The 13023-nt window shown below is 57.0% G+C and carries 8 protein-coding genes; 6 read left to right on the top strand and 2 right to left on the bottom strand.

Annotated elements, in window-relative coordinates; genetic code table 11:
* Window positions 1-109 precede the first annotated feature (109 nt).
* Window positions 110-3178 carry an Eco57I restriction-modification methylase domain-containing protein gene (locus IEY62_RS20520; RefSeq protein ID WP_189021259.1) on the bottom strand — a complete coding sequence of 1023 codons (3069 nt, stop codon included), beginning with the start codon at window positions 3176-3178 and terminating at the stop codon, window positions 110-112.
* Window positions 3179-3399: 221 nt separating this feature from the next.
* Between IEY62_RS20520 and IEY62_RS20525 the strand changes: the two genes are divergently transcribed.
* The 6 genes from IEY62_RS20525 to IEY62_RS20550 all read left to right on the top strand — a co-directional run bounded on the left by IEY62_RS20525 (window position 3400) and on the right by IEY62_RS20550 (window position 10869).
* Entirely contained in the window at window positions 3400-3627 is a 228-nt protein-coding gene (locus IEY62_RS20525) for a recombinase family protein (protein ID WP_229785484.1), read from the top strand.
* Between the two features lie 517 nt (window positions 3628-4144).
* Entirely contained in the window at window positions 4145-5983 is a 1839-nt protein-coding gene (locus tag IEY62_RS20530) for a DUF262 domain-containing protein (protein ID WP_189021260.1), read from the top strand.
* 276 nt (window positions 5984-6259) lie between these two features.
* Complete coding sequence (locus tag IEY62_RS20535; RefSeq protein WP_229785485.1) at window positions 6260-7375, top strand: EcsC family protein; 1116 nt, start codon at window positions 6260-6262, stop codon at window positions 7373-7375.
* 626 nt (window positions 7376-8001) lie between these two features.
* The gene (locus IEY62_RS20540) at window positions 8002-8532 is read left to right on the top strand and encodes a hypothetical protein (RefSeq protein WP_189021261.1); all 531 of its coding nucleotides are present in this window, start codon (window positions 8002-8004) and stop codon (window positions 8530-8532) included.
* Window positions 8533-9304: 772 nt separating this feature from the next.
* On the top strand, window positions 9305-10183 hold the full coding sequence (locus tag IEY62_RS20545; protein WP_165450224.1) for a ParA family protein: 879 nt from the start codon (window positions 9305-9307) through the stop codon (window positions 10181-10183).
* Window positions 10180-10869: a hypothetical protein gene (locus IEY62_RS20550; protein WP_189021263.1), complete on the top strand. Its 690-nt coding sequence runs from the start codon at window positions 10180-10182 to the stop codon at window positions 10867-10869. Before IEY62_RS20545 ends, IEY62_RS20550 begins: the two co-directional genes overlap by 4 nt.
* Before the next feature lie 178 nt (window positions 10870-11047).
* On the opposite strand, the gene IEY62_RS20555 is transcribed toward IEY62_RS20550, so the two are convergent.
* Window positions 11048-12889: a MarR family transcriptional regulator gene (locus IEY62_RS20555; RefSeq protein ID WP_407671507.1), complete on the bottom strand. Its 1842-nt coding sequence runs from the start codon at window positions 12887-12889 to the stop codon at window positions 11048-11050.
* Between the last annotated feature and the right edge of the window lie 134 nt (window positions 12890-13023).

Raw genomic sequence — 13023 nt, forward strand, 5'->3', positions numbered from 1 at the left:
CGCGGAGCCACAAGCCGTTGAGTGGGCGTCGGGCGAGTGAGAGAATCGCCTGATGTGGGACTTCCCTTCCCAAACACTTCCGTGGCTGTCGGGCCAGAACGGGAGAGTTCTAATCAATCCTTGATTCGATGATCGATATCTCCTCTGAATCTAGACCAAAGAAGCTGTATACGGAGCTGTCAATCGAGTTTTCGAGGCTTTGGATTTCTTGGACTTGAGCCCTAACTCGATCGGCGTATGTCTCCATTAAGGTCAGTAATTCATCACGCTCGCCAATAGTCATCTTGGGCTTAATCGCCCGCACGACGTCTGAGAGGCTGAGGTCCCACCATCGCCCCGCTTTCGCCGGGAACTTATCCAACCCAAAATGCGACCTAACCAGGGCCTCAAAGCGCTGCCGAAGCTTGACGTGCTCTGCTTGGACTTCGAGCATCCGGGTAACGTGTTTCGATAGAACCTGGCGAGAGGCTTGGTCAACATTTGGAACCCGCAGACCCTTAATGTGGAAGAGCTTGATCTGAGCGAGAGCCTCGCCCTTTTCAGGATTTAGAGTCCAATAGAAGTAGTTAGACAATCTCGAGTTGAGGACCCCCAAGAGGAACTTCAGGTCTACGTCGACATCGTCCTTGGGAAGCACTATGTGCGTATTATCCCTCATGATGTAACCGCTGGTGATGTAGCTTCCGATGATCGAATCGCCCGTTTGTCTGAAGATGAGTTTTTCCGGAGCTTCGAATATCTTTGGATCCCTAGGTTCCGCAAGGCAGGGTCCGTACTTAATCCATGAATCACTGTTCCACAGCAGGCGGTATCGATGGAAGGAGCTCCCGCCAATCAACGGGGTAAAAGATTCATCCACCCTTCGCGTCGAGGTGTAGGGCTTCGTGGCGAGGATCTCCTTCGACTGCGGAGGCGTTCCCTTGTTGGAACAATACGGTTTTGTTCCGTTGTAGACATCAACAAGGCCCCCGACGGCTGACGAGTTCCGGAGAATCTTCTTAACGAGGGCGATGTCGGATTCGGTCATCTCAACGTTCACTGCGGGCATCTCAGCGAGATCGCTCTGACGCAGTTCCGCCTCGTACACGACATCGGTTCTATTCCTCACAGACACCGTCGTAAGGTGATGAGCAGCGGGAGTGGCGGCCCTGACTATAACGGTGTTCGTGTCAACCGTCGCGTCCGGGAAGACCTTCTCTTGGTGTTGAGCAATGGATTCAACCGTGAATTCAGTGGCCAGCAGGAACTTACGGAAGGGTGCGGCATCCCGCGTTACACACCATGCATTGGGGGCAATGAACCCCAGGAGTCCGCCGGTCCTGAGTAGCTTCTCAAGGGCAACGACGTAAAAGGCGAAGTACGTGTCAGTGAGCCGGACGTTGAGAACCTCAGGCTTGATCTTCAGTTTGAGATAGTCCATCTCGTTCTTGGCTAGCTTCGCTCCATAAGGAGGATTGGAAACGACGACATTAAATCCGCCCTCTTTGAAAACTTTGGGGAAGGACGCCTGCCAATCAAATGCCTTGTCACCCGCCACTTGGGGATGGGAAAAAATGCTATTGCCCGTTTTGATATTGTCGTCGAGCGATGTTAGGCGTTCGTTGCGAGCCGCAGACTTGAGCCACAAGCTCAGTTTCGTTATTTCGACAGATTCCTCATTGAGATCCACGCCGTAGATGTTGTTTTTCAGGACGTGGTTTACGTATTCTGTCTGCGAGAACAGGTCACCGAGAATCAATCCAACACGCTGATGTTCGGCCATCAGGACGTCGAACACGTGAACCAGGAACGCGCCGCTACCGGCCGCGCAATCGACAACGGTCACGGCGCTCAGGCATTCTCTGTAGGCCAGGTAGGCATTCCTCTCCCGCTGGGCATACGTCTTGTCCAGGATGTCCTCGTGCAGCCCTGCTTCCTGGGCGCATCGAGCCTCGTTCTCCCGTAGGAACTCGCCTAGCGTGGCGTCGACGATGTTCGACACGATGTAGTCGGGTGTGTAGAAGATGCCGTCCTTTTTCCGCCGAGACATGTCGATGCCGTCGAGGTTCTTGCTAACCGCAACCTTGTTGCGGATTTCTTCCAGATCAGTGATGGATTGTTCAAAGATGTGCCCAAGGATTGTGACACTAAGATCAACTGCGAAGTTGTACCCGCTGATAGCAAGGAGTCCTCGCAAGGCCTTATCGCTAATTTCCAAGCCATTCAAGACTTGGTCATCACGGAATAGACCACCGTTGTAGCCCTTTGGAATCCCTAGCTTCGCACTGCCTTTGTCAACCGCTCGGAAGAATGCCTGTAAATCATCCCAAAGATTGTTGAAGCCCCTGTCCGAGTAACTGAGGACGGTGGCGAGTGTGTTGTCGGGCAGCAGATTCCTGTCCTCCGCAAAACAACAGAAGACAACCCTGTCAATGAGCTTCTGTGCCTTCTCGATGCCTAGGTCGATGTTTTCCTGGATCACGGAGTTGTTCTTGTACAGATCGCGAAGGAGATCGAGTCTGATCTGCTTGTACTGGTCGTAGAATCGCTTCCCAATGCGTTCCTGCTCGATCCTGATTTCACTGAGAAGCTTTTCCGTCTTCGACGGCCCGCCGGAACCTACAAAATTTTCTGCGCACAGCAGCACATACCAACGTTTGAAGTTTAGGTAGTCCCCGGTCGGATCAATGAGTTCATCCAGAGTCCAGCGTTCAAAGTCGCGCTGATTGTCGTTATACAACCGGAACTCGCGGAAGTTGCTGACGATGACGAAGGGGCAGTTGCGGTACTGAGGCTTGTACTTGAATCCTTGCTGGACAGGGCTCAGGTTCCCTTCGCGCCGTTGGGGCCGATCGAGGTCCACGCCGGCACCCTTAAGCTCCACTACCGCCGCGATGTCCTCAGACTTGGCCCCTGTTCCGAATTCTCCAAGAATAAGATCAGGATACTGCCCATAGTCCGTTGAATGTTTGGGTACAAGAGTGTAAGGCGTTGCAGGCTTCTCGACGTAGCCTAGGACCGACTTGAAAATGTCCTGGTTGTACTGCTGCTCACGGCTGGTCTCTTTGTCCCGCAAGAGCGTTCCGAAGTGAAGATCATGATGCCACCTCTTCAAGACCTCGATCCTGTCGGCGATATCCGACGTCTCTATGGCCTCTGCGAGTTCCTTAACTCGGTTACGACCGAAAAGATCCGCCATTACTCCCCTTACGCCGTGTATCGTGCCGCCTCTTTCAATTAGCTGGCGGCTGCTCACAGGTTACGCAACGCGGGGTGGATTAGACGAACCAGCAATCGAGTGCGGGCTACATGCGTCGTGAGTGTGTCCTCTTGATTGCGTTCCCTTTTGATGGCGTTCTTTTGCGGTCTGTTGGCGCCAGGAGGGCAGGTCCGACCTTCAAAGCGTAAAGATCAGGCGACGTGAGTGCGGCCATACCCTTGGACCGACTGGGCCGAACGGTCCGCGAACACACTAACCTCATTCGCGAGTTCAAAGAGCGTGGGATAGGTGTGCGGACTTTGGCCGATCCGCTGCCCAACGACGACTCCGACCCGGACCGTCCGATGGCGCAACTGGCCGTGGTCATGCTGCGCTGCCGAGATGGGGCGAACCTACGCGGCAGAGCGGGCTTAACATGCCCGCACTGAGGCGATGACCAAGGGCCGAGTTACTTAGGTCCAGCGAGTCTCATCAAACGTCGATAGGATGCTGAGCCGGGAATCCCCGATGAGACACCTTGAGGAGACACGCCGCACCCAATATCTTCAAGGGACACCCACCGCGGGCGTCTGTGTCCGAGCAGTCCCGTCAAAGTGGTGCGGGTGGCCATCCAAGTGCTCCTCCTCCCTATGAGACAGTCGTTGCAGCGGATGCCGCTGCACCACGGTCGAACGCGCTTTATCGTCATCAACTGGCTTCGATGGCAGAGTCCAATCGAAGTCATCCGAGAGGAGTCGCCCGTCTTCTGGATCGAACGGAAGGCTCCTGAAGTTCTCGCTTTAAGATCCACCCCCGCTCATGATCCCCATCCCGTCCCGCATGTTCCGCTCCTGCAGTAGCCGTCCTTTCGCTGGTTATGAGACATAGGCGAACCAAAGGAAATCACACACAACGGAATAAGGTAATTGAAGAAGGAATACTTTTCCGTTAGACGTTGGAGGAACATTGCAGGCTGACACTTTGGCGCTTAAGTCCGTTCTTGGTTTTGACCGGAGATATGTCATTCCAACCTTTCAACGGGACTACGAGTGGACCCTTGAGGGGCAATGGAAGCTGCTCTATGAGGACCTGCTGTCAGCGGCGGAAAGGCTGCAGAAAGCCAGGGCGCAGGCGGACGCCCTCAATGAGCCAAGGGCGCGCGCGGACCAGAAGGTCACCCCTCATTTCCTTGGGGCCATCGTTTGCGACCAGTTGCCCTCATCCACGGGGGGCGTGGATCAGAGAGCAGTCATCGACGGGCAGCAGCGGCTGACAACCTTGCAGTTGCTGGCCCGCGGAATTCTGGATGTCCTGCTGGAAACGGGATCGCAGCGTGCGCCCCAGGTACGCCGGCTGATCCAAAATCCTGCCGACGTTGCCATCGAACCCCTCGACCGATACAAGCTCTGGCCCCGGCGCAAGGACCGTGAGGTATGGCCCTCCGTTGTTGCAGATGAAATCCCGCCCGGATCAGGGCACCTGTACTTGGAGGCCCGAGCATTCTTTGCGGACCAGACACGCCTCGCGATACAGGCCGAACCCGACACTGAACTGCTCGACGCCATCGTGGACGCTTTTCTGGGACTGTTCAAGCTGGTCGTCATCGATCTGGAGGAAAACGACGAGGCACAGGTAATTTTTGAAGTCCTCAATGGGCGCCAGACACCGCTCTCGGCCGCCGACCTGGTCAAGAACCTCCTCTTCCTCCGGGGCGATCTCAGCGGCGAGAAGGAACTCGACCAGCTTTACGACCAGTACTGGGCTCCGTTGGACGAACCTTGGTGGAAGGCCACGGTAGGCACCGGACACGCTGCCCGCGGGCGCCGGGATGTCCTGCTCTCCGCCTGGCTCACCGCGGTATCTGGGCAGGAGGCAAGCGTAGGGCATCTCTACGCCCAGGTCCGCTCCTACTTGGCGACCCACCCCAGGGCGACGGAGCCGGTTCTGAAGGAACTCAACGACTATGCGTCCGCGTACATTACGATCTACAACCCCGATCGGGCGGAGTCCCCGGTGTTGTCTCGGGCTTATTCTCGGATCGAGCGCATCCGGGTCCTCACGGCAGTTCCGCTGTTCCTGTGGCTTAGGATATTGCCGCCCGAAACCCTTCCATTGGCCGATCACGAGGCCGCCGTCGCGGCCGTCGAGTCCTGGGTCATGCGCCGCATGATTACTGGCGCGAATACCCGTGGTTACGGAAATTTTTTTGTCGAGCTCCTCAAGTCCGCTCGGGCGGCAAGGGGAGCAGGACAAAATGTGGCCCAGGCAGTCATTGGCGCTTTGGGCTCCGCCCAAGGAGCCCTCGCCTGGCCCACCGACGAAGAGGTCGCCGTAGCCTTCGCCACCAACAGGTTCTACAACTCATTTACCCAAGAGAGAATTCGCGTGATCCTCGGGGCCATCGACCGCCAGCTGCAAACCGAAAATCCCCGCACCGAGCCGGCGGAGTTCGACTACGAGAAATTACAGATTGAGCACATCATGCCGCAGTCCTGGCAGACACACTGGCCCCTAAAAGCATCCGATCCGGCACAGCTGGAACTCGCCGCGCAGCATCGCCGCTCAGTTGTTCAACGGATCGGCAACCTAACCCTCGTAACCCCAAGGTTCAACCAGGGCGTCTCCAACTTCGGCTGGGACGCCAAACGCCCCGAGTTCTCTCTGCAGTCCAGCCTCCAGCTCAACAAGCCGGTGGCCGCTTCCGAGCAATGGGATGAATCCGCAATTCATCTCCGCTCCGAAGAGCTGGCCTCCGCCGCCTGCAGGGTCTGGACGCGCCCTTTTCAGTCTGTATCAGTCGTCTAACGGAGATGGCCACGGTTTTCATCGAGACGACGTGGAGGCTGCCAGTTCGGTCGTAGCAGGGGCTCAAATAGGAGCCGCATCGAGGGCACCGCCTCTAACAAATGTTTGCGCACCCATAAGCAATCGTATGAAGTCCGAACCTGAACGGAACGGCGTGTGCATGTCAGGGGTGTTCTCTCGGTCCTCCCAAATTTCCAGTGCGCGCAGGAAGCCTCTCCGCGGTATCCCTGCCGAACCATTTATCAGCCTGTTGTGGTTGACCACTAAGCTTGCGGCATGACGGAACCCTCGGCCTACGAACTCGATGCCTGGCACAATATTCAACTGTTCAAGGGCCGGCCGCTGTCCAGGGGAATGAGGAGCGTCGGTGAACAAGTAGCCAACGGCGCTTCCAAGCTCAACGAGCGTGCAACGGAATACCTGGAGACTCACCCGAGCGCCCAGTCCGCTGTCTCACGCGGACAACAGATGGTCGCGAAAGGCGTTCGCACGATCGGGTCCGGAGCCCGCCGGACTGCCGATGTCATTCCAAACGGCCTATCCGATTGGGGTGGCGCTGTTTTTGGATCGGCGCGGTCTACGATGGGGCGGATCTCGCGGGTAGGGCTCTCCCCCAGTGGCGTCGTGAAGAAACACAAGAAGCGAGGGCACGACGTCAAATCACTCGCCGACGTTCGCCGTCTCGATCTAGAGCATCTCGATGCGGTCCGTGGACGGGGCGCGAATTGGGCCTATCCGATAATTGCCGCAGCCTCAGGAGGGGTCGCAGGAGTGTTGATCTCAGGCGGCGAAGGTACCATCGTCGCGTCGGCAGGTGCTTCAGCCGCTCCCTCCGGTGCAGTAATTGCTGGTGCTTTCCTAGGCGACGCCGCAGTCGTTCTTGGACTCGCTTCCCGCTGCGTTGGGGAGGTATCACTGCTTTACGGCTACGATCCCGAGGATCCAGCTGAGAAGCTTTTTGTCATGTCTGTAGTCAATGCCGGAACCGCGATGTCTGCCGGCGCAAAGACCGCCGCGTTGTCCGATATTTCGCGACTCACCCAAGCGCTCTTCCGGGGGAAAACGTGGGCTGTCTTGGATAAGTCCCTTGTGTCCCAGGTCTCCCAGCAGTTCGCCACCGCGTTCGGTAAACGCCTTACAAAGCAGGGACTTGGAAAGGTCGTTCCGGCTTGGGGCGTTTTCGTTGGAATAACACTCAACTGGGCAACCTTGGAATCGATTCTTGATGTTGCTAACAACGAGTACCGCAAGCGCTTCCTTCTTGAGAAATATCCGCACCTAAACACCGGGGAAGCATCGCCATCATTCACTGATGTCGTCGCAGACGACGCCGACGAAGCGATCAGCGTGATCAACGAAATCGTCGAGGCCGGTGGTCCCGACCTCCACTAATCCCCCCTTGCCCGTCTAGAAGAACACCGACTCGCTATCAGTGAACAGGCTCCTGCAGCACCCTCATGCGAATCCTCTGATCCCGTTTAGCAAGCGCCCTTTGCGGCCCCGCAGCAAAGTAACCGTGTTCAGCACGTCATCAGGGAACGGCTCAAGCGGTCCACACGCCACGCCATAATGATGTCCCCGCTCTCGGCCTAGTCGAGCAGGTTCTTCATCCCGGGTCCGCTCAGCTGCGGCCTTGCTCCCCGGTGTCACACATCAGAAAAGATGCCGCGGTTTTGCACGCCAGTGGAAAGGAGTGAGTCCAACCGCAGATGCGCATCCTGGGCTGCTGTACTGACTCTGGTGTACCCGAGCTCTGGTGTGTACCCGAGCAACCTCATCCGCTCATCTTGCTTTTAAAAAGCCCCACATCACCACATCTAAGACATTTCCTGGTGAGGCAACTTTACGAGACGCGGGCGGACCGCTTGAACCCTGGCATCCCGGACATCTTTGCGCGTTCCCCTTGATGCCTCATAAATCCTTAGATTTCCAAGACAACAGTCCCCCCGCGTTGCGCCGAGAAGACTTGGGTCGCTGTCAGGATATCCTGACGGCAAGCAACAGGAGGAGAACATGCAGTGCGGTGGGACTTAGGCGATGGCCGCCACGAGGGTACGGCCTCCATGGTCGCGCCAGACGGACGTCTGTCCCATGAAGTGGGAGAATCCGGCCTTCTCGTTTCAGGCATCACCGGAAGGTTTCCAAGAGACGCCGAAAAGCGCGACCATGAAGTTATCGATGACGACCATGTTGTTGGATGGCAGGCGTCCTGCAATTGCGGGTGGAAGGGCAGGTTCTGGACGAGAGTCGCGACCAGGTCGGAAGCGAATCTGGCTGATCACAGCGCCTACGTCCCATTCCTGGGATTCGCCACTCCCCCGGTCGCCGTCGAAGATGCCATGAAGGTGGAGTGGCGGGCTCACGCTGAAGCGTCGTCGGCCATCGATGAATTGCTGGCTGCCCAAAGGTCTATTCGAACGGCCAAAGCAAGGCTGGACAACGCTGTGAGCAAGAGTCGCGCCGTGGGACTTCCTTGGTCCGCAATTGCTTCCACTCTGGAAATCACCCGGCAGTCGGCTCACGCCAGATGGGGAAAGACGGACCCCTGAGTCCAAGTTGGATCCCCACAGAGAGAAGACGGCTGTCTTTCACTACCCAATAATTAATGGGCAGGTATGGAAAAGCTGCCCCCGATCCGCTATGCCATAACACGTGCCATAAAGACTATGGGAATGCTCGCCTCGCGTCTGAGGGAGGTTCAGACTAATCGGGGGTCTGCCTTGCCTATCGACTGATCTGGATCGTCTCTAGGGAGTCAGACCTCTCTTCCTGGCACCCGAAGCGGGCTTACTGACTACGTAGCCTGACGGGCCATCCGGGTGTACATGAGCAGTCATGCCATAACGACTGCCATAACCCCTATTGGAACCATCGCTGCTCATCACACCTAAATACTTGCAGCCAGACAAATTGTTAATATCAGCCAGCAACCTATGCGGCGAGCAATGTGATCTATAGATGAACCTATAACGGGTTCTACGGCATGTCATCCCACAGACAAAACAGCATAAACCCAAATAGATTCATCAATGGATTCTTTAGTTGCACGACAAGCTGGTAAATCCACATGGCACAAAATGAGTGCGAGTAGGGAGTGCATCATGTGTTGCAAGATAGTGCTACTAGCTTTTGACATCGCAGGAGCAACAACAGAACGACAGACTGGGTAAAACGCGTGTGTCACTGCCCTGCTCAACAGGGTGTAACCCATAGAGTGGAAAGCAGAGTGCCAGACCAGTAGGAGAGTTAGAACAAATGCCACGATCTTCGCTACACGCACCGGCAAACTTGACACAGAATCGAGCACGGGCAATTGAACGTGTGATCTCTTTCGCCAACGGCAAGGGGGGAGTAGGCAAAACTACTACCGCGGCCAACGTCGGTGGCTACGTAGCGCTTGCAGGCTCAAGAGTCCTAATGGTGGACCTGGACCCGCAGGGAGATCTGGCCAGGGACCTTGGATATGAGCGACAGAACGGACGCGAGCTGTTCCAAGCGTTGATCGCAGGCACCACTCCACTTGTACTTCACAACGTCCGAGAGAACCTCGACGTTATACCGGGTGGTCAAGAACTAGAAGACATCCAGGGTCTAATGGTTTCCCGTTCCAGTCGCTCGGACGCAGCCGACTTCGGTGACATGCTCTACGCAGTGTTGGCGCCGTTGGCCGACGATTATGACCTTATCCTGATTGACACCCCACCGGGGGAGAGGGTGTTGGTCGAGGGCGCATTCGCCATTTCAAGCGCCGTCGTGATTCCAACGAAGTCAGATGACGCCAGCATTGACGGGGTAGAACGTATCGCGCGGCGGTTCATGGCCGTGCGGGACCGGAACCCAGCGCTGCAGCTAGCCGGCATTGTGCTCTTTGGCGTCGGACCACGGTCGATGAGACTTGAGCGCAGTGTAAGAGACACCCTCGCTGAGATGCTTGGAGAAGTAGCCCCAGTATTCGAAACAAGGATCCGTAGTCTTGAAAGTGCAAGTGCAGACGCCAGGCGTAAGGGGTTACTTTTCCACGAACTTGAGGGAGCAGTTACGGATGCTCAAAAGAAACGCCTCAAGGCACTCCGGGCGGGGGAGAAGCCCACGGATGGTTTCTTTTCCCGTAATGCTGGGGGACTGGCAGAAGAGTTCGAGCAGCTGACAGGCGAAATCCTGGCACGACTGAACACGATCGAAAGCGAGGAGCTCGTATGAGCAGCAATCGGCCGAACCTCGCAAGCGCATTCGCGCCCTCAGCACCTCGCGGCGCGAAGCTCGAGGGAATCCTCGCCCCTAAGCGGCGGAAAGCTCCGGATCCGCCAGAAATTCCAGACCGGTCTCTGGAGTCGACGCGCATTTCGGTAGTTCCCGAACTAGCCCCGGAGTCCGAGGCCGAATCAACCGCTCCTTCCTCGGAATTCATGTCTACGGATCCTGCCGGTGCGATCGAAGGATTGAACCGGACCCAAGCACCAGCATCCAAAACAAGCCAGGCCTCGACGAGTCAACGCAAGGACGTCTCGTCAAGTTCAGGTACCAAAGCCTCCGAGGTCGTTTTGGGCGCCCTGCGCAATGTGGGCGTATATCTGGCCCCGGATCTCCTAGCCACCGTGAAAGAAGCCTTGCACTCACAGCGAACAACATACGCAGATCTTCTTCTGGACGCCTTCGACTCTGTGTCGGAAGCGAGTATCGCTAAGGAGTTCAGGCCTGAAACTATTCCGTCGCTGTCAGGCATGCCCCGCCGGGTGCCTCGCCGACGCGGGGAAGCCGGTATCCAGATCCAAGTGCGACTGGATGGGCATCAGACTGCTTGGCTTGATGAGAAGGTCGTCGAGTTCAATGCGCCGTCTAGGAGTGCGCTCGTTTCCACCGTCTACAGACTCTATCTCAACGACTAGCTTCATGGCCGGTCGCCAGGGAAGGGACAACCCGCTCTGCCGACCGGCCTACGTTTCTATCCTGCTTCGATTATGGCATGCGTTCCAATGGAACATATGGCGTCCCTTATGGCACGAAAATACTGGGGTACGAGCAGCTTTACCGTCTTGTTTTCCTGAACAGGAGCCGATGCCTGCGTCACGTCGCTCTCGTGAAGGCCATGTCGGCTAGGCTCCACTCATCTGGTGGCCCTTCAAAGGTTTCCCATGGGTAATCGTCCGTGGGGGAGAGAAGCTCCGCGACTGTGTTCACGTTCTTTGAGAGCCACTCCCGCCAAACGATTCGTTCAATACGATATCTCTGGAGTTGGGCAGCTACAGCGTCCACCACACCGAAGCATTCTGCAAGCTCTTGGAGAGAGGTCGTGGCAACGATCATCCAGGCTCGGGCGCCGTTCCTGGAAATCATGTTCCAAGCTGCCAGGACCTCGAGGCTTTCGCTCACGGCAGTTCTCGACAGCTTTGTCTGAACGACCAATTCCGTCGTTGTGAGCCCTGGCGTGCTCTCCAGCGCTTCGTAGACGAACGCTGCGGGCAAGCCTAGCTCCCTGAAAACCGGCCTGAGCGAGTGAATCTTGCCTTTTCGCCACGTTAGATCCTCGGCTGCTGCACGGAGTCCTTCAGGGATCGTCAACATGTACAGGTCACCTTTGGTTCCCCGGCCACGTTCTACCAACGTCACCAACGGATCACTCTCAGCACGCAGAGCCCTCAAATGAGAGCCGACGGTCGTATGATCCAGACCTGTCGCCACGGCAATTGAGCGGTCACCGAACTCAACAAATCGGGATGCTGTCATATGGGCAGCCGCTCCCAGAGCTCTTAGAACCATCCGACGTGCCAGACCAGTGCGGGAGCTCGCGTAGGCGGGCTCCCTCAATAGCAGGGCGTTTCTCCAGGATCGCAAGTAGCGGTGCTCGCTGCCGGGATCTAAGTCTGTGGATGTTCCTAGTGGGGGCTGTGTATTTGGCCGGCTTGTGGGGGATTTACGGGCATTGTTATTCTCTGTCCTTGAGCCTTGGTTTTTTCGTAGGTGGTCGACCGCGTTGTTCCAGTCCCGTTTCAAGGATGGGAGGCGGTGATGGGAGGTGTAGCGCGCGTAGAACGATGCCAGCCCGGGCCAGACACCTTGGAGGACCCGTCGTTGTACGTCGACGAGTTTCATTCCTGCGGCGGCCGCGGCTGTCAGGATAGCCTGACGGGCTTCTGAGTCGGAGGCGTACCGGTTCGCGTCGTAAAGGCCCGACAGCGCCATCTGCTGCATTGCCCTGGACATCCGCCCGATCATCTGCGGTGCTCCCGGATCTCCATTGTCCGGGGATGACGGCCGCTCCAGTCTCAGGGCCCGTACGCTGGCGATTTCATCGTTCAAGTCTTGGCGTATTGCTTCCCAGACCTGAACCTTGTTTGGGCGTCGGGCAACGTCGTACGCCATGCTGAGGCTCATGGCGAGTTCTTGGTGCCCGCCACGTTTATGGGGTGATCCTGGTGTGCGCATGCACCCGTGGAGAAGGTTTTGGTGTGGTGATTTATCCAATGTCCGGTATCGCGTGCCAAGTGCCTCGACAACGTCACGGGCCTCGGAAAAGGAAACCTTTGTCTCCAGGGGTATATAAACGTGCCGGCCACCATTGGGGGAGTGATCTTCAATCCACCGGGCGCCACAGTTGTGAAGCCACGATTGGAGGGACTTCACATCCGCTTCTACCCAGTCGATTCCTGCAATAGAGGAGTCGAAGTCAAGGAAGATGGCCGAGCAGGTGCCGTCTTTTCCGAAGATCCGGACCGCCGCAGGAAAAGTGGGGAGCGTCTCAGTCAGCGCGCGTTCGTGCTTTTGGGGATAGGTCCTACCGCCGTCTCGGGACAGTCGAATACGGGGTTGACCTGCGAGAAGAGGCGCAAGCGCGGCCCACGCCTGGGCGGCTTCGGAGGCCAAGGACTGGTCGCGGGACACGCCAGCAGGTTTGCCTGCTGGCAGCACGCGAGCGTGCTGTTGTACGATGAGAACAATCCTTTCGAGGAGGTCCTGTCAGAGGGACAACAAAGGACCGGCCCGCCAAGACCGGTTTCATAGCAAGACAAAGGTGGATCTGAAAGGATCAACCTTCACGATTT

This window comes from Paenarthrobacter histidinolovorans, assembly GCF_014647595.1.
Lineage (GTDB): Bacteria > Actinomycetota > Actinomycetes > Actinomycetales > Micrococcaceae > Arthrobacter > Arthrobacter histidinolovorans.

Excerpts from the sequence above, each read along its gene's own strand:
- IEY62_RS20520 (WP_189021259.1), bottom strand. The coding sequence starts at position 3,178 with ATGGCGGATCTTTTCGGTCGTAACCGAGTTAAGGAACTCGCAGAGGCC.
- IEY62_RS20535 (WP_229785485.1), top strand. The coding sequence starts at position 6,260 with ATGACGGAACCCTCGGCCTACGAACTCGATGCCTGGCACAATATTCAA.
- IEY62_RS20550 (WP_189021263.1), top strand. The coding sequence starts at position 10,180 with ATGAGCAGCAATCGGCCGAACCTCGCAAGCGCATTCGCGCCCTCAGCA.